The 16686-nt window shown below is 67.5% G+C and carries 14 protein-coding genes; 11 read left to right on the top strand and 3 right to left on the bottom strand.

All coding sequences use genetic code 11. The annotated features are described in order from the left end of the window. Position 1 precedes the first annotated feature (1 nt). Positions 2-2152: a thiamine pyrophosphate-dependent enzyme gene (locus tag ACILR9_RS03885; protein ID WP_395708582.1), complete on the bottom strand. Its 2151-nt coding sequence runs from the start codon at positions 2150-2152 to the stop codon at positions 2-4. 381 nt (positions 2153-2533) lie between these two features. On the opposite strand from ACILR9_RS03885, the gene ACILR9_RS03890 reads away from it, so the two are divergent. The 10 genes from ACILR9_RS03890 to ACILR9_RS03935 all read left to right on the top strand — a co-directional run bounded on the left by ACILR9_RS03890 (position 2534) and on the right by ACILR9_RS03935 (position 14008). After that, a complete protein-coding gene (locus ACILR9_RS03890; RefSeq protein WP_395708583.1) occupies positions 2534-3682 on the top strand; it encodes an ABC transporter substrate-binding protein in 1149 nt (382 codons plus the stop codon). Positions 3683-3883: 201 nt separating this feature from the next. Further along, positions 3884-4933 carry a branched-chain amino acid ABC transporter permease gene (locus ACILR9_RS03895; protein WP_395708584.1) on the top strand — a complete coding sequence of 350 codons (1050 nt, stop codon included), beginning with the start codon at positions 3884-3886 and terminating at the stop codon, positions 4931-4933. Beyond that, positions 4930-6699, top strand: a complete 1770-nt coding sequence (locus tag ACILR9_RS03900; RefSeq protein WP_395708585.1) for an ABC transporter permease subunit — start codon at positions 4930-4932, stop codon at positions 6697-6699. Before ACILR9_RS03895 ends, ACILR9_RS03900 begins: the two co-directional genes overlap by 4 nt. After that, entirely contained in the window at positions 6699-7415 is a 717-nt protein-coding gene (locus tag ACILR9_RS03905) for an ABC transporter ATP-binding protein (RefSeq protein ID WP_395708586.1), read from the top strand. The genes ACILR9_RS03900 and ACILR9_RS03905 overlap by 1 nt, the downstream gene beginning before the upstream one ends. Positions 7416-7657: 242 nt before the next feature. Further along, the gene (locus ACILR9_RS03910; RefSeq protein WP_395708587.1) at positions 7658-9949 is read left to right on the top strand and encodes a bifunctional salicylyl-CoA 5-hydroxylase/oxidoreductase; all 2292 of its coding nucleotides are present in this window, start codon (positions 7658-7660) and stop codon (positions 9947-9949) included. Further along, the gene (locus tag ACILR9_RS03915) at positions 9946-10704 is read left to right on the top strand and encodes an SDR family NAD(P)-dependent oxidoreductase (RefSeq protein ID WP_395708588.1); all 759 of its coding nucleotides are present in this window, start codon (positions 9946-9948) and stop codon (positions 10702-10704) included. The genes ACILR9_RS03910 and ACILR9_RS03915 overlap by 4 nt, the downstream gene beginning before the upstream one ends. Continuing rightward, a complete protein-coding gene (locus ACILR9_RS03920) occupies positions 10698-11174 on the top strand; it encodes a MarR family winged helix-turn-helix transcriptional regulator (RefSeq protein WP_395708589.1) in 477 nt (158 codons plus the stop codon). The genes ACILR9_RS03915 and ACILR9_RS03920 overlap by 7 nt, the downstream gene beginning before the upstream one ends. Further along, positions 11171-11983 carry an enoyl-CoA hydratase family protein gene (locus tag ACILR9_RS03925; RefSeq protein WP_395708590.1) on the top strand — a complete coding sequence of 271 codons (813 nt, stop codon included), beginning with the start codon at positions 11171-11173 and terminating at the stop codon, positions 11981-11983. The genes ACILR9_RS03920 and ACILR9_RS03925 overlap by 4 nt, the downstream gene beginning before the upstream one ends. 4 nt (positions 11984-11987) lie before the next feature. Then, a complete protein-coding gene (locus tag ACILR9_RS03930) occupies positions 11988-13604 on the top strand; it encodes an AMP-binding protein (protein WP_395708591.1) in 1617 nt (538 codons plus the stop codon). 2 nt (positions 13605-13606) lie between these two features. Continuing rightward, positions 13607-14008, top strand: a complete 402-nt coding sequence (locus ACILR9_RS03935) for a RidA family protein (RefSeq protein WP_395708592.1) — start codon at positions 13607-13609, stop codon at positions 14006-14008. Positions 14009-14143: 135 nt separating this feature from the next. On the opposite strand, the gene ACILR9_RS03940 is transcribed toward ACILR9_RS03935, so the two are convergent. Continuing rightward, positions 14144-15322: an MFS transporter gene (locus tag ACILR9_RS03940; protein WP_395708593.1), complete on the bottom strand. Its 1179-nt coding sequence runs from the start codon at positions 15320-15322 to the stop codon at positions 14144-14146. Beyond that, complete coding sequence (locus ACILR9_RS03945; RefSeq protein ID WP_395708594.1) at positions 15319-16062, bottom strand: GNAT family N-acetyltransferase; 744 nt, start codon at positions 16060-16062, stop codon at positions 15319-15321. The genes ACILR9_RS03940 and ACILR9_RS03945 overlap by 4 nt, the downstream gene beginning before the upstream one ends. On the opposite strand from ACILR9_RS03945, the gene ACILR9_RS03950 reads away from it, so the two are divergent. Further along, positions 16055-16654: an Ada metal-binding domain-containing protein gene (locus ACILR9_RS03950; RefSeq protein ID WP_395708595.1), complete on the top strand. Its 600-nt coding sequence runs from the start codon at positions 16055-16057 to the stop codon at positions 16652-16654. The genes ACILR9_RS03945 and ACILR9_RS03950 overlap by 8 nt on opposite strands. Positions 16655-16686 lie beyond the last annotated feature (32 nt).

Consider the following 16686-nt stretch of genomic DNA (forward strand, 5'->3'; position numbering starts at 1 on the left):
ATCAGGCCAACCGCAACTGGCGCCGGGCGCGGCGGCGCTGCAGGAAGCCGATGACGGCTGTCCGCAGACGCTCGACGGCGCGATCCCAGCCGGTCGGATTGACGATGATGTCGGCGCGATAGAATGACGGGCAGAGCACGGCGGCTTCCGCAACCTCGCCGCAATTGCCGCAGCCGACGCAGGAATTGTCGATAGCCGCGACGGGATCGTCCTTCAAGGGATCGGCGGTGTGCTTGACCGAGAGCGACGGGCAGCCGGACAGACGGATGCAGGCGTGATCGCCCGTGCACACATCCTCGTCGACGCCGAAGCGCTGACGCACCAGGCGCTGGCCGGCCTTAGCCGCCTTGGCGAACAGCGGCCGCTCGCGCCTCTGCCGGTTGAGCATGCATTCCGACGAGGCGACGATGACCTTGGGCCCGGCGTCGCGGCTGGTCAGCGCCTCCTTGAGCGTGTCACGCACACGCCGGACGTCGTAGGTGCGATCGATGTGGCGCACCCATTCCACGCCCATGCCTTTGACTGCCGTGGTGATCGCATGCTGAGTCGACCGCGTACGGTTTCTGGCGCGCGACGACAGCAGGTCCTGCCCGCCGGTCGCCGACGTATAGTGATTGTCGACGATCAGCACGACGCCATCGCTCTTGTTGAACACGGCGTTGCCGATGCCCGAGGTCAGGCCGTTGTGCCAGAAGCCGCCGTCGCCCATCACCGAGATGGCGCGCTTGCCGGCCTTGACGTTGAAGGCCGAGGCCGACGCGGGTCCCAGCCCGTAGCCCATGGTGGTCGAGCCGATGTTGAACGGCGGCATGATCGAGAACAGGTGGCAGCCGATGTCGGCTGCGACGTGATGCGGCCCCATCTCGCGCTCGACCAGCTTCATGGCGGCGAAGATCGGCCGCTCGGGGCAGCCGGTGCAGAAGCCGGGCGGCCGCGGCGGTACGGCCTCGGCGAGGCCCTTCACATGCTTCTCGTCGAGGGCGGGCGCGGCGTTGGAAGCCCGCACCTCGGGCGCCAGCACGTTGGGAATCCATTGCCGGGCGAAGGTGCCGATGGCCTCGGCCATCACCGCGGCGGTGTACTCGCCCGCCATCGGGAACGGGTCCTTGCCGGCCAGCACCGTCGGGACGGCCGCCTGGCGCAGGATCTTGTTCAGCGCCTGCTCGATGTAGTCGGGCTGGCCTTCCTCGACCAGCAGCACGGCCCGCTTGCCGCGGCAGAATTCGACGACCTCGTCGGGCACCAGCGGATAGGTGACATTGAGCACGTAGAGCGGGATGCGGCTGGTTCCCCAGATGTCGGCCAGGCCCAGTCCCTGCAGGGCGCGCATCACGCCGTTGTACATGCCGCCCTGGAGGATGATGCCGATCTCGCCGATGTCACCGGGCACGTGCTCGTTCATCCGGCGCTCCTGGATGAACTTCACCGCCGCCGGCCAGCGCTTCTCGATCTTCTCCTTCTCGTGCACGTAGGAGGCGGGCGGCAGAACGATGCGGTTGGCGTCGCGTCGCGGCGATTCGAGAGCCTCGACCAGGCTCATGCCGGGACGCCGGTTGTCCTTGGCGCGGAAGCTGCCGCGGACATGGCAGGCGCGGATCCTCACCTCGAGCATGACCGGCGTGTTCGACGCTTCGGACAGTTCGAAGCCCGTCTCCACCGCGGCGACGATGCTCTCAAGATCGGGCTTGGGATCGAGCAGCCAGATCTGCGACTTCATCGCAAAGGCGTGCGAGCGCTCCTGCATGATGGAGGAGCCTTCGCCGTAATCCTCGCCGACGATGATCAGCGCGCCGCCGGTGACGCCGCCCGAAGCGAGGTTTGCCAGCGCGTCCGAGGCGACGTTGGTGCCGACCGTCGACTTGAAGGTCGCCGCACCGCGGATCGGATACATGACCGAGGCCGCCAGCGTCGCCGCCGCCGCCGCCTCGCTGGCGCTGGTCTCGAAATGCACGCCGAGCTCTTCCAGGATCTCCTGGCCATCGGCCAGCACGTCCATGAGATGGGAGATCGGCGCCCCCTGGTAGCCGGCGACGTAGCCGACGCCGGACTGCAGGAGCGCCTTGGTGATGGCGAGAATCCCCTCGCCGCGGAACTCCTGCCCGTCACCGAGCTTGAGATCCTCGACTTCCTTGGCAAATGATCGCTCGGCCATGGTCGGTCTCTGACGATCGCGAATCGACGCTGCCTGATCGCACGTCGAAGTTATTTAAGAATTGAAGCATTTCCCTGTCAATCGCGACGGTGCGCTCTCTCGTTTTCCTCCCCAACTCTGTTGGGAAGGTGTCGCCGTCTTCGGCGACGGAGGGGTCATGAGCAGCGGGACTGAGGCTCATGACCCCTCCGCCCCGTATGACGCGGACACCTCCCCAGCGAAGCTGGGGAGGAGAGTGAGCCTTGACTCTCAAATTCCCGAAACTTTAGATTTGAAATATCTTGGGGCGAAAATCGGGCCGTTGAGGCGGCTCGCGGCGCAGCGGGACGAACGTACGCTCCAGGTGTCGTGACGGGGAGATCGACAAGCAAGGAGGTGGGCATGAGAAAATTAATCGCGGCGGTGCTGGCTGTCGCCTCGCTCGGTATCGGCACGGCTGAGGCCGAGATCACCGTCGGGTTCGTGACCTCGCAAAGCGGACCAGGGTCGTCGATCGGCGTTCTCTACGATCGCGGCATGAAGGCCGCCGTCGAGTATGCCAACAGCGTCGGCGAGGAGAAGATCAAGTTCATCCAGCTCGACGACGGGTCCGATCCGTCGGCGGCGACGCGCAACGCGCGCAAGCTGGTCGAAGAGAACAAGGTCGACCTGCTGATCGGCACGGCGACCGCACCCTCCTCCATCGCCATGGTGGCGGTCGCCAACGAGCTCAAGGTGCCGATGATCTCGATCTCGCCGATCACCGTGCCGGCGACCGATTCGGGCGACCGCTGGGCGATCGCCATGCCGCAGCCGCCCAGCCTGATGGTCAAGGTGGTGGTCGACCGCATGAAGCGGGACGGCATCAAGAACTTCGCCTATATCGGCTTCTCCGACGCCTGGGGCGACCTGGTCTACAACGGCGCGCAGAAGCCCGCCGAAGCCGACGGCATGAAGATCCTGACCAACGAGCGCTACGCCCGCACCGACACCTCGGTGACTGGCCAGGTGCTCAAGATCATGGCGACGAAGCCTGATGCCGTGCTGCTGGGCGGCTCGGCGACCCAGGGCGCGCTGCCGCCGCTCACGCTGGCCGAACGCGGCTACAAGGGCCCGCTCTACGGCACGCCGGCCCTGCTCAATGCCGACTTCATCCGCGTCGGCGGCAAGGCCGTCGAGGGCGTGCTGGTGTCGGCCGGGCCGGTGATCGTGGCCGAGCAGCTGCCGGACTCGCATTTCAGCAAGAAGATCTCGCTCGACTTCCGCGCCGCCTACCAGAAGGCCAACGGCATGCCGACGACCGACGGCTTCTCGGCCTACTCGTTCGATGCCTGGCTGGTGTTCCTCGACGCAGCGAAGCGGGCGATGGCCACCGCCAAGCCGGGCACGCCGGAGTTCCGCACGGCGCTCAAGAACGCGATCTTCACCACCAAGGATCTGGTGGGCACGCATGCGATCTACAACTTCAAGCCGGGCGAGAGCTACGGCGTCGACGAGCGCAGCCTCGTGCTGGTCCGCCTCGTCGACGGCAAGTGGAAGTACGAGCCGTAGAGTAGTTTCCTGGTGGTCGTTGCGCGCGTTCTTCTCATTCTCCTCCCCAGCTCCGCTGGGGAGGTGCCCCGTCATACGGGGCGGAGGGGTCATGAGCCTCAGTCTCGCTGCTCATGACCCCCCCGTCGCCGAAGACGGCGACACCTCCCCAGCAAAGCTGGGGAGGAGGGTAAGCGCTTTCCGGGCGAAGCGGCTCCTCCCATGACCGGAGAGATAGCCGCCATCCTGGCGATGGATGGCATCGCCAGCGGCGCGATCTATCTCCTCATCGGCCTGGGCCTGGTCCTGATCTTCGCAGTGACCCGCGTCATCTTCGTGCCGTTCGGCGACATCGCCGCCTTCACGGCCCTCTCCCTCGCCTCGCTGGAAACCGGCACCCGGCCGGGCACGGTGGCCCTGGTGGCCGGTCTCGCGCTGCTCGCCACTCTCATCGAATGCACCGCGCTGGTGCGGGCAGGCGAGATCGGCCGCCTGCCGCGCACCCTCTTCTTCTATCTGGTGCTTCCCCTCATCCCGGTCGCCGCGGTCTGGCTGGTCGCGGGCATGGCCCTGTCGATGCCGGTGCGCATCGCGCTTTCGCTGGCGCTGGTGCTGCCGATCGCGCCCCTGCTCGACCGCATCGTGTTCCGGCCCATTGCCGATGCCTCGGTCCTGCTGCTGCTCACCGTCGCGGTCGCGCTGCACTTCGCCCTGTCGGGGATGGGGCTGCTGTTCTTCGGACCGGAGGGCGTGCGCACCAAGCCGCTCGCCGATGCCGTGCTCGATGTCGCCGGCCTGATCGTCAACGCCCAGACCCTGCTGATCGTGATCGCCGCGATCGTCTTCAGCGGGCTGCTCTTCCTGGTCTTCGAGTACACGCTGCTGGGCAAAGCGCTGCGCGCCACGGCGGTCAACCGTACCGGCGCGCGGCTGGTCGGCATCCGGCCCGCCACGACCGGAACGATCGCCTATCTCCTGGCGTCCCTCCTCGCCGGCATCTCGGGCGTGCTGATCGCGCCGGTGACGACGATCTTCTACGATTCGGGATTCCTGATCGGCCTGAAGGCCTTCGTTGGCGCCATCATCGCCGGGATGACGAGCTATCCGGGCACCGCCCTGGGCTCCCTGTTGGTCGGCCTGCTGGAGAGCTACGCCTCGTTCTGGAGCAGCGCTTACAAGGAAGTCGTGGTGTTCGGCATCCTGATCCCGGTGCTGCTCTGGCGCTCGCTCAGCATGGCCGCGACCGACGAGGAGGAGGAGGCCGAGGAATGACCGCGGCCCAGCTTCGCCTCGCGGGCCTGGGCGCGATTGCCCTGCTCGCCGTCTTCCCCGCCGTGCTGAGCCCCTTCAGCATCACCCTGCTGAACTTCATCGGCATCTATGCCCTCGCCGTCCTCGGGCTCGTCCTGCTGACCGGCATCGGCGGCATGCTCTCGTTCGGCCAAGCCGCCTTCGTCGGCATCGCCGCCTATGCCACGGCGTGGGTGACGGCGAAGCAGGGCTACTCGCCGTGGCTCGGCCTGGCGCTCGCCCTGGTCCTCACAGCCGCGATTGCCGCCATTCTCGGCGGCGTGACCTTGCGGCTCGGCGGGCACTTCCTGTCGCTCAGCACCATCGCCTGGGGCCTCGCGATCTATTTCCTGTTCGGCAATTTGCCCATGCTGGGCCAGTTCAACGGCATCAGCGACATCCCGCCGATCTCGATCGCCGGCGTCTCGCTCGCCGCCAGCCAGAGCATCTACTACCTGATCTGGATATTCCTGATCGTGGCGCTCGTGCTCGCCGCGAACCTGCTCGGCTCGCGTGAAGGCCGGGCCATCCGGGCCCTGCGCGGAGGGCGCATCATGGTCGAGAGCCTCGGCATCGACCCGTTCCGCATCAAGCTCGTGACGTTCGTGCTGGCGGCGCTGCTGTCGGCCCTGTCGGGCTGGCTCTACGCCCACATGAGCCGCTTCGTCAGCCCGGCGCCGTTCGACGTCAATGTCGGCATTCTCTACCTGCTGATGGCGATGGTCGGCGGCATGGGTCATCTGTCGAGCGCCATCCTCGGCGCCACCATCGTCACCCTGCTCAAGAACAGCATCCAGGACTACCTGCCGAAGATCGCCTTCAGCGCCTCGGGCCAGGTCGAGGTCGTGGTCTTCGCCGTGCTGTTCATCCTGCTGCTTCAGCGGGCGCGCGGCGGCCTGGTGCCGCTCGCCCTGCGCTACCTGCCGCGCGTGCAGCCGACGCCGCCGACGGCCACGGGCGCTCTGGATCGCCGCCAGCAGCCGGCCCGCGGCACGCCGATCCTCGCCGTCTTCGAAGCGACGCGCCGTTTCGGCGGCCTGGTGGCGGTCAACAGCGTCAGCTTCGAGGTCGAGGCCGGCGAGATCCTGGGACTCATCGGCCCCAACGGCGCGGGCAAGACCACGATGTTCAACCTGATCACCGGCGCCCTGCCGCTCGACCGGGGGCGCATCACGTTTCTCGGCCAGGACATCACGCGGAAGCCGCAGCGCCAGATCGCGCGTGCCGGCATCGCCCGCACCTTCCAGCACGTGAAGCTGCGTCCCCACATGACGCTGCTCGATACCGTGCTGCTGGGAACCTACGGACGCACCTCGTCGGGTTTCCTGCGCGGCGCCCTGCGGCTCGATCGCGCCGAGGAATGGCGCGCCGAGGCCGAGACGATTCGGCAACTGCAACGGGTCGGGCTCGCCGAGCGCGCTTTCGAGCTGGCCGGCAACCTGCCCCTGGGCAACCAGCGCCTGCTCGAGATCGCCCGCGCGCTCGCCGCCGATCCGGCGCTGCTGGTGCTCGACGAGCCGGCGGCCGGCCTGCGTACGGCTGAGAAGGCCGAGCTCGCCCGTCTGCTCGAGGCGCTGCGCGCCGAAGGCCTCACCATCCTGCTGGTCGAGCACGACATGGACTTCGTGATGGGCCTGGTCGATCGCACCGTGGTGATGGATTTCGGCTCCAAGCTCTGCGAGGGCGCGCCTGACGTCGTGCGTGCCGACCCGCGCGTGCAAGAGGCCTATCTCGGCGGGGTCGTCTGATGGCCGCCCTGCTCGCCATCGAAGACCTGACGGTGACCTACGACAAGGTCGAGGCGGTGCGCGGCGTCTCGCTGTCGATCGAGCCCGGCCAGATCGTCACCGTGATCGGCCCCAACGGCGCCGGCAAGACGACGATGCTCGGCGCCGCGATCGGCCTGCTGCGTTGGCGCGGTCGCATGTCCTACGACGGCGTCGATTTGCGACGGCTCGACGTCGAGGCGCGCATCGAGCGCGGCTTCTGCCTGGTGCCGGAGAAGCGCGAGCTGTTCGGCGATCTTACGGTCGCCGACAACCTGCTGCTTGGCGGATACACGAAGCGCCACGATGGCGCAGCCCTGAAGCGGTCCTTGGCTGACGTTTATGGCCGCTTCCCGCGCCTCTCCGAGCGTCGCCGTCAGCTCGCCTCGACCCTGTCGGGTGGCGAACGCCAGATGCTGGCGCTGGGCCGCGCGCTGATGTCGCGACCGCGCCTGCTGATGCTCGACGAGCCCAGCCTGGGGCTGGCGCCGCTGATCGTCCGCGAGGTCTTCCGCATCATCGCCTCCCTGCGCGAGACCGGCGTTTCCATTCTGCTGGTCGAGCAGAACGCCCGCGCCGCCCTCGAGACCGCCGATTTCGGCTACGTCCTGGAGACCGGCGAGATCGTCCATTCCGGCCCCGCTGCCGACCTGATGCACGACCCGCGCGTGACCGCAAGCTATCTCGGCGGGCATTGAGCTCTCCATCCTCCCCAGCTTCGCTGGGGAGGTGTCGCGTCATACGCGACGGAGGGGTCATGAGCCTCGGTCTCGCTGCTCATGACCCCTCCGTCCGCGATTACGCGGACACCTCCCCAAGCTAAGCTTGGGGAGGAGAATGAGGGGTGGACAATATTTCAAACCTAAAGCTTTAGGCTTGAATTAATCTTCCGGCGGAGTCATCACTGGCCTGCGCCCGCTAGGATGGAGGAGACCCTCCTGTGAAGGTTGCTGTTCTCGGCGCCGGCCCTGCCGGCCTCTACTTCGCCATCTCGATGAAGCGCAGGAATCCCGCGCATCAGGTCACCGTGGTCGAGCGCAACCGCCCGGACGACACGTTCGGCTGGGGCGTCGTGCTGTCGGCCGAGACGCTCGACAATCTCGCCGACAACGATCCGGTGAGCGCCGCCTGGATCCGCGATCACTTCGCCTACTGGGACGATATCGCCGTCTATCAGGGCGGACGCCGCACCGTGTCGACGGGGCACGGCTTCTGCGGCATCGGCCGCCGCCGCCTGCTCCTTCTGTTGCAACGCCGCGCCCGCGAGCTCGGCATCGAGATAGCCTTCGAGACCGAGATCGACGATCCACGGCCCTACATGGAGTCGCACGACCTGGTGGTTGCCGCCGACGGGCTGAACTCGCGCTCGCGGGCCGCCTTTCCCGAGGTCTTCAAGCCCGACATCGACGTTCGCAAATGCAAGTTCGTCTGGCTGGGCACGCGGCAGAAATTCGACGACGCCTTCACCTTCATCTTCGAGAAGACCGGGCACGGCTGGATATGGGCGCACGCCTACCAGTTCGAGGCCGAGACGGCGACCTTCATCGTCGAGTGCAGCGAGGAGACGTGGCGGCGATTCGGCTTCGGCGACATGAGCCGCGAGGAGTCGATCGCGACCTGCGAGCGCATCTTCGCCAGGTACCTGGGCGGCCATCCGCTGATGTCGAACGCCGGCCATCTGCGCGGCTCGGCCTGGATCAATTTCCCGCGCGTGCTGTGCGAGCGCTGGTCGCACAAGAACCTCGCCCTGATGGGCGACGCGGCCGCCAGCGCGCATTTCTCGATCGGCTCGGGCACCAAGCTCGCGCTCGAGAGCGCCGTCGCCCTGGCAGATTACCTGCACTCGGAGCCCGACCTGCCCGCCGCCTTCGACAGGTACGAGGATTCGCGTCGCGTCGAGGTGCTGCGCCTGCAGTCGGCGGCGCGCAACTCCCTGGAATGGTTCGAGGACGTCGAGCGCTATCTCGGTCTCGATCCGGTGCAGTTCAACTACGCGCTGCTCACGCGCTCGCAGCGCATCAGTCACGAGAACCTGCGGCTGCGCGATCCAACCTGGCTGAGCGACGCCGAGGCGTGGTTCCAGCGCCAGTCCGGCAATGCCGACAACGTGCATCGCACGCCCATGTTCGCACCCTTCCGTCTGCGCGAGATGGCCCTGAAGAACCGCGTCGTCGTCTCGCCGATGGCCCAGTACAAGGCGATCGACGGCTGCCCGACCGACTGGCATTTCGCCCACTATGCCGAGCGCGCCAAGGGCGGCGCCGGCCTGGTCAGCATCGAGATGACCTGCGTCAGCTCGGAGGGCCGCATCACGCCGGGCTGCACGGGCTTTTATGCCCCCGAGCACGAGCGCGCGTGGAAGCGGCTGGTCGACTTCGTCCATGCCGAGACGGAGGCGAAGATCTGCGCCCAGATCGGCCATTCCGGCCCCAAGGGCTCGACGCAGCTCGGCTGGCAGAAGATGGATGCACCGCTGCCCTCCGGCAATTGGCCGGTGATGGCCGCGTCCGCCGTCCCCTGGTCACAGGCCAACCAGGTGCCCAGGGCGATGGATGCCACCGACATGGCGCTGGTGCGCGCGCAGTTCGTGGCGTCGACCGAGATGGCGGCCCGCTGTGGCTTCGACATGCTCGAGATCCACGCCGCGCACGGCTACCTGCTGTCGTCCTTCATCACGCCGCTCACCAACAAGCGCACCGATGCGTACGGCGGATCGCTCGACAACCGCATGCGCTACCCGCTGGAGATCTTCCAGGCGGTGCGCGCGGTCTGGCCGGCGCACAAGCCAATCTCGATGCGCATCTCGGCCAACGACTGGGTTGGCGATGATGGCGTGACGCCAGGCGAATCGGTCGAGATCGCCCGTCTGCTGCAGGCCGCCGGCGTCGACATCTGCGACGTCTCGGCCGGGCAGACCTCGCTGCAGGCGCGGCCGGTCTACGGCCGCATGTTCCAGACGCCGTTCTCCGATCGCATCCGCAACGAGGCCGGGATGGCGACCATGGCAGTGGGCAACATCTACGAGCCCGACCACGTCAACTCGATCCTGCTCGCCGGCCGCGCCGACCTCGTCTGCCTGGCGCGCCCGCACCTCGCCGACCCCTACTGGACCTTGCACGCCGCTGTGCAGGTGGGTGACCGCGACGTGAAGTGGCCTGACCCTTACCTGCCTGGCCGCGACCAGATCTATCGGCTGAGCGAACGCAATGCGACGATGGGGATGCGCGTATGATTGTGGGAAGACATGCTCTGGTTACCGGGGGCGGCACGGGGGTCGGCCGCGCGATCGCGCTGGCGCTGGCCGAGGCCGGCCTCTTGGTCACCATCTGCGGACGGCGCCCGGCGCAGCTCGAAGCGGTTGCCGCCCAGAACAAGCGGATCAGTGCGATCGCCGCAGACGTCACGCAGGAGGCGGCGATCGCTGCGCTCTATGCCGACGCGGAATCGGCGCGCGGCCCCTTCGACATCGTCGTGGCCAATGCCGGCATGGCGGAGAGCAGCCCGGCGCATCGCACCAGCCTCGCCGACTGGCAGCGCACGCTCGACGTCAACCTGACTGGCTCCTTCCTGACGGTGAAGCCCGCCCTGTCCGGCATGATCAAGCGCAAGTCGGGCCGGGTCGTCTTCGTCGCCTCGACGGCCGGCCTGAAGGGCTATGCCTATGTCGCGCCCTATGTCGCCTCCAAGCATGGCGTCGTCGGTCTGATGCGGGCCCTCGCCACGGAAGTCGTGAAATCGGGCGTGACCGTGAATGCCGTCTGCCCGGGCTTCGTCGAGTCCGACATGCTGGAGGAGTCCGTGCAACGGATCATCCGCACCACGGGCCGTTCCGTCGCCGAGGCGCGCGCCAGCCTCTCGGCGACCAACCCGCAGGGCCGCTTCATCCAGCCCGATGAGGTGGCGGCAACGGTGTTGTGGCTGTGCAGCGAGGCAGCGGGCTCGGTCACCGGCCAGGCGCTCTCGCTCTCCGGAGGCGAGACGTGGTGAGCGCCCCGCTTCCGGCGTCCGCCCTGCCGCAGGACAGCAAGGACCGGCTGCGGCTCTGGATCCGGCTGCTGCGCGCCTCGCGCACCATCGAGGCCGAGCTGCGGGAACGGCTGAAGCAGCAATTCGACACCACCCTGCCGCGCTTCGACGTCCTGGCCGCGCTCTACCGTTCTCCCGAGGGGATGCTGATGAGCGACCTCTCGCGCTACCTGCTGGTGTCCAACGGCAACGTCACCGGCATCATCGATCGGCTGGTCTCCGAGGGCCTCGTCCTGCGCGCCCGCCGCAATGGTGATCGCCGCACCTCGATCGTGCGCCTGACGCGCGCCGGCAGCGAGCAGTTCCGCGCCATGGCGGCCGCGCACGAGGGCTGGATCGACGAGCTTCTGGGCGGAGTTTCCGGCAACGACACGCAGCGCCTGACGGCGATGCTGAAATCGTTCCGCAGCAATTGGGAGGGACGCGAATGACACGCATGGCCGGGCTCGAGCCCAAGCACTTCCTTTGGCGAGTCGAGGACAAGGTGGCGTGCGTGCGGCTCGACCGGCCGGAGCGCAAGAACCCGCTGACCTTCGACTCCTATGCCGAGCTGCGCGACACGTTCCGCGCCCTGCGCGACGCCGAGGACGTCGACGCCGTCGTCTTCCTGCCCAATGGCGGCAATTTCTGCTCCGGCGGCGACGTACACGACATCATCGGGCCGCTGGTCGACATGGACATGAAGGGCCTGCTCGCCTTCACGCGCATGACCGGCGATCTGGTCAAGGCGATGCTCGCCTGCGGCAAGCCGATCATCACCGCCGTCGACGGCGTGGCGGTGGGCGCCGGGGCGATCATCGTCATGGCGTCCGACATCCGCATCGCCACGCCCGAAGCCAAGACCGCCTTCCTGTTCACGCGCGTCGGCCTCGCCGGCTGCGACATGGGGGCGTGCGCGATCCTGCCGCGCATCGTCGGCCAGGGTCGCGCCGCCGAGCTGCTCTACACCGGGCGCACCATGTCGGGTGCCGAGGGCGAGCGCTGGGGCTTCTACAATCGCCTGGTCGATGCCGCCGCCCTGGAGGCCGATGCGCTCGGAATGGCCCAACGCATCGTTGCCGGGCCGACCTTCGCCCACGGCATCACCAAGACCCAGCTGAACCAGGAATGGTCGATGGGTCTCGACCAGGCGATCGAAGCGGAAGCCCAGGCCCAGGCGATCTGCATGCAGACGCGCGACTTCGAGCGTGCCTACCGCGCCTTCGTCGCCAAGCAGACCCCGGTGTTCGAGGGAACCTGACGCCATGCTTGGACCGAGCGCCCACACCGACACGTTCGCGCGCGACAGGCTGCCGCCGGCGAGCGAGATGCCCGACTTCCTGCTCCAGGGCTTCGACTATCCCGAGCGCCTCAACGTCGCCGTCGAGCTCACGGACCGCATGGTCGCCAAGGGCTTCGGCGATCGCACGGCGCTGATCGGCAACGGCCGCCAGCGCACCTACAAGGAGCTGACCGACTGGAGCAATCGCCTCGCCCGCGCACTGGTCGAGAACTACCGCGTCAGGCCGGGCAACCGGGTGCTGATCCGCTCGGCCAACAATCCCGCCATGGTGGCCTGCTGGCTGGCCGCCACCAAGGCCGGCGCGGTCGTGGTCAACACCATGCCGATGCTGCGGGCCGGCGAGCTCGCCAAGATCGTCGACAAGGCAGAGCCCGTGCTCGCCCTGTGCGACACGCGACTGATGGACGAGCTGGTCGCCTGCGCCAAGGACAACCGCTTTCCCGAGCAGGTGGTGGGTTTCGACGGCACCGCCAACCACGATGCCGAGCTCGATCGCATTGCCCTCAGCAAATCGGTGCGCTTCGAGGCAGTGAACACCGGACGTGACGACGTGGCGTTGCTGGGCTTCACGTCGGGCACGACCGGCGTGCCGAAAGCCACCGCTCACTTCCATCGCGACCTGCTCATCGTCGCCGATGGCTATGCGAAGGAAGTGCTGGGCGTGACGCCGGACGACGTGTTCGTGGGATCTCCGCCGCTCGCCTTCACCTTCGGCCTGGGGCTCGCCATCTTCCCGCTGCGCTTCGGCGCGGCCGCCGCCCTGCTCGAGGACGCCTCGCCCGCGAAGATGATCGAGATCATCGAGACCTATCGCGCCACCATCTGCTTCACCGCGCCGACCGCCTATCGCGCCATGCTGGCGGCGGCCGACGGCGGCGCCGACCTGTCGTCGCTGCGGTTTGCCGTGTCTGCCGGCGAGACCCTCCCTGCCCCGGTGTTCCAGGACTGGATGCGCAAGACCGGCAGGCCGATCCTCGACGGCATCGGCGCCACCGAGATGCTGCATATCTTCATCTCCAACCGGCTCGACGATCTCGCGCCGGCAAGTACCGGGCGACCGGTCACCGGCTATGAGGCCAAGATCGTCGACGACGACATGGTCGAGCTGCCGCGCGGCACGGTGGGACGGCTGGCCGTGCGCGGTCCGACCGGCTGTCGCTACCTGACCGACCCGCGCCAGCGCGAGTACGTGCGCGGCGGCTGGAACCTCACCGGTGATTCATTCCTGCAGGACGAGGCCGGCTATTTCCACTTCGCCGCGCGGTCCGACGACATGATCATCTCGGCCGGCTACAACATCGCCGGCCCGGAAGTGGAGGCCGCGCTACTGTCGCACCCCGACGTGCGCGAATGCGCGGTGGTCGGCGCGGTCGACCCCGATCGCGGGCAGATCGTGCAGGCCCATGTCGTGCTGGCCGGCGGGGTCCCGCCTGATGCCGATACGACGAAGCGCCTGCAGGACCACGTCAAGGCAACCATCGCCCCCTACAAGTATCCGCGCTCGGTGAAGTTCACCCCTGCCCTGCCCAAGACCGAGACGGGCAAGATCCAGCGCTTCAAGTTGAGGACCGAGGCCTGATCATGACGGTACACACGATCCTGCAACCCGATGGCTGGGCGAAGCCCAAAGGCTACGCCAACGGCGTCGCGGCGGAAGGCAGGCTGATCTTCGTCGGCGGCCAGATCGGCTGGAATGGCCAGGGCCAGTTCGAGACCGATGATTTCGTCGGCCAGGTAAGGCAGACGCTGCAGAACATCGTCGAGGTGCTCGCCGCGGGAGGAGCCCGGCCCGAACACGTCGTGTCGCTGACGTGGTACGTGACCGACAAGCGCGACTATCTCGGCAATCTCGCCGCGATGGGACAAGCCTATCGCGAGGTCATGGGCCGGAACTTCCCGGCAATGGCAGTGGTGCAGGTCACGGCGCTGGTCGAGGACCGCGCCAAGGTCGAAATTCAGGCAACGGCGGTGGTGCCTGTGTGAGCCCTCAGTGCCAGGAGGGCGCCACTAGCAAGAAGACTCTTCCGCCGGGAGCGCGCCACTCCGATGGCGCTCTTCTTGTCGATCACACACCCTATGAGCGCCATCGGAGTGGCGCGCTCGCAGCAATGAGCGACCTCATCGTCGGCCACCCACGACGATCACTGCAGCCATCACCTGGACGATGGCGGCGAGGACGAAGGCCACGACATAGTTCGCGTTGAGATCGCGCAGGGCACCAAAGATCGCAGGCGCAAAGGCGAAGACCGCCTGATTGATGGCCGTCACCAGCGCGACTACAGTCCCCGCGTCGGCCGGCCGAAATTCGCGCTGGGCAATCAAGGGCGGCAACGACGTTAGGTTGCCCACTCCCAATCCGAAGAGCACGCAGCCTCCAACCAGCAACGCCGGGTTCTCGCCGAACGCCAGGAACAGCGATCCCACGGCCTGGATCGAGAGGTTCATGGCCGCAGCGCGCCGGCGATCGGTCTCCCCGAGAAGCCATCCGAGCAACGTGCGCCCGAGGATGGCGCACAGAGTGGTCAGGCTCACGGCAAGGGCGGCCAGGTCTGATCCGACCCCAGGCGCCAGTCTGGCGATCAGGTGACTGAACAAGCCGATCTGCGCGAACAGGCCGAGCGCAAACGCTGCGGACAGAGTCTGGAAGCGAGACTGGCGAACCAGGGTGCGACTTGGCGAGGGAGGCTCGCTCTTCAACCCGACAGACTTCGGCGGCTGGCGAAGGTAAAGCCATGCCAGCGGGCACGTGGCCATGATCATGGCGCCTGAGATCGCTACCGCTGCCAGGCCCATCCCGACGCTTGTGATCGCCCACGTCCAGAGCGGCGCGAAGATCAAGCCGCCGACGCTCGCGCCGTTGAACGCCATGCTGATCGCCTTGGGCCGCTCGCGATCGAACCACGGCGCAATAATGGCGTTGAGCGCGGCACCGCTCATTGCCGACCATCCGGCACCGCTCAAGAGCAGCGCGGGGATGAGGTGCCAGGTCTCGCGAACGTTGGCCCAGGCGAGCACACCGGCCGCCGCCAGCAACACGCCGCCGATCGTCACGCGAGCGATACCCGCTCGACGGTAGAGGGCGGGCAGCCGAGCAATCAGGGCGGCGCTCACGAGAAAATGCGCGGTGATGGCCGCCGACAGGGTCGAGATCGACCAGCCGTGATCCCGATGCAAGGCCGCCAAATACACGGTGGGGCCGTAGAAGCCGACACCCCAGCCGAACACCGCGACGGCAAAGGCCGTCCAGACGACCGGCCAGCCGGACCCAACCACGCCGGACTGGGCCATGCCGGTCATTCGGGTCGCCGCCAGGTGACCACGAGTTCGCGGCGCGTCGCGAACCCCAGTTGCTGATAGAGGGCAACAGCAGCCGCATTGTCGGGTCGGACGTGCAGGAACGGCACCTCGCCGGCCGCGAAGGCGAGGCGCATCAGATGTCGCGTGAGCGACCTCGCATGGCCCTGCCCTCGCGCGCGCGGATGAACGCAGATTGCGCTGAGCTCGACGTATCCGGTGACCCGCAACCGCTCACCCGCCATGGCGACGAGGCATCCATCCCGTCGAACGCCGACATAGCGGCCCATCAACGGCGTCAGTCGCCCGAACGGCCCCGGCTTCGTCTCGGCCACGAGATCGAGCATCGCCGACGTATCGGCGGGCGACAGGATCTCGGCTTTGCAGGCATCGGCATCCGGCGGATGCAACGCCACCATCTGCAGAATCGGGAAGCTGGCAAGCTCGACCCAGCCTCTCGGCACCGACTCGGTACCCGGTCGGAACAGACGCGCCTCCTCATCAATTGCCAGGCCCGCCGCAAGATCGGCGTATGCCCCTTCACTGAGGTCGGCGATCGCGGAGAACGGCGCCATCTCGCGCGGATAGAATCGGGCTTTGCCCGATCCCAGGGCGTGAACTCGATGCGGCCCTGTCAGGGCATGCCAGACCGGATCATCCAGAACATTGCTCGTCATGGCCGGCCGGGTATCATGACGATCCGAGAGCGGCTCGCCGGAATCGGACTCCATCGCCATGCCCATCAAAGCCCTGCCCAATGCGATCATTCTCGATCACGCCGAATGCGAACGCGCCCGTGTACGGCGCGACCGTCGCTATGACGGCCGCTTCTTCTCCGGCGTACGCACCACGCGCATCTACTGCCGCCCGGTGTGTCCGGTACGGCCGGCGCTCGGCCGGAATGTCGAGTTCTATGCTACGGCCGCGGCTGCCGAAGCCGCCGGCTTCCGGCCCTGCCTGCGCTGCCGTCCGGAGACCGCGCCGTTCTCACCGGCCTGGCAGGGCTCGCGCACCACGGTTCAGCGCGCCATGCGACTCATCCGGCAAGGGGCGCTGGATCGGGCGGGCGTGGGTGAGCTCGCCGCCCGTCTCGGTGTCGGCGCCCGCCATCTCGACCGCCTGTTCCAGCGTCATGTCGGCGCAAGCCCGTTGCAGGTGGCGCGCACGCAGCGGATCCAACGGGCCAAGCTGCTGCTCGACGGCACTGCCCTGTCGATGACCGACATCGCAGCCCGAGCCGGATTTGCCAGCCTGCGGCGCTTCAATGCGGTGTTCGTCGAAGTCTACGGCCGCTCGCCGAGCGACATCCGACGGCTGCGCTACAAGGCTGTGTGACGATCAGGAGACTCATGCGCTGGGACCGCGCC

Origin of the sequence: Reyranella sp. (assembly GCF_044224635.1) — a bacterium.
Lineage (GTDB): Bacteria > Pseudomonadota > Alphaproteobacteria > Reyranellales > Reyranellaceae > Reyranella.

Bases quoted from the DNA above. Each gene is read 5' to 3' on its own strand.
- ACILR9_RS03885 (WP_395708582.1), bottom strand. From the start codon at position 2,152: ATGGCCGAGCGATCATTTGCCAAGGAAGTCGAGGATCTCAAGCTCGGT.
- ACILR9_RS03890 (WP_395708583.1), top strand. From the start codon at position 2,534: ATGAGAAAATTAATCGCGGCGGTGCTGGCTGTCGCCTCGCTCGGTATC.
- ACILR9_RS03895 (WP_395708584.1), top strand. From the start codon at position 3,884: ATGACCGGAGAGATAGCCGCCATCCTGGCGATGGATGGCATCGCCAGC.
- ACILR9_RS03900 (WP_395708585.1), top strand. From the start codon at position 4,930: ATGACCGCGGCCCAGCTTCGCCTCGCGGGCCTGGGCGCGATTGCCCTG.
- ACILR9_RS03905 (WP_395708586.1), top strand. From the start codon at position 6,699: ATGGCCGCCCTGCTCGCCATCGAAGACCTGACGGTGACCTACGACAAG.
- ACILR9_RS03915 (WP_395708588.1), top strand. From the start codon at position 9,946: ATGATTGTGGGAAGACATGCTCTGGTTACCGGGGGCGGCACGGGGGTC.
- ACILR9_RS03925 (WP_395708590.1), top strand. From the start codon at position 11,171: ATGACACGCATGGCCGGGCTCGAGCCCAAGCACTTCCTTTGGCGAGTC.
- ACILR9_RS03930 (WP_395708591.1), top strand. From the start codon at position 11,988: ATGCTTGGACCGAGCGCCCACACCGACACGTTCGCGCGCGACAGGCTG.
- ACILR9_RS03935 (WP_395708592.1), top strand. From the start codon at position 13,607: ATGACGGTACACACGATCCTGCAACCCGATGGCTGGGCGAAGCCCAAA.
- ACILR9_RS03940 (WP_395708593.1), bottom strand. From the start codon at position 15,322: ATGACCGGCATGGCCCAGTCCGGCGTGGTTGGGTCCGGCTGGCCGGTC.
- ACILR9_RS03950 (WP_395708595.1), top strand. From the start codon at position 16,055: ATGCCCATCAAAGCCCTGCCCAATGCGATCATTCTCGATCACGCCGAA.
- ACILR9_RS03945 (WP_395708594.1), bottom strand. From the start codon at position 16,062: ATGGGCATGGCGATGGAGTCCGATTCCGGCGAGCCGCTCTCGGATCGT.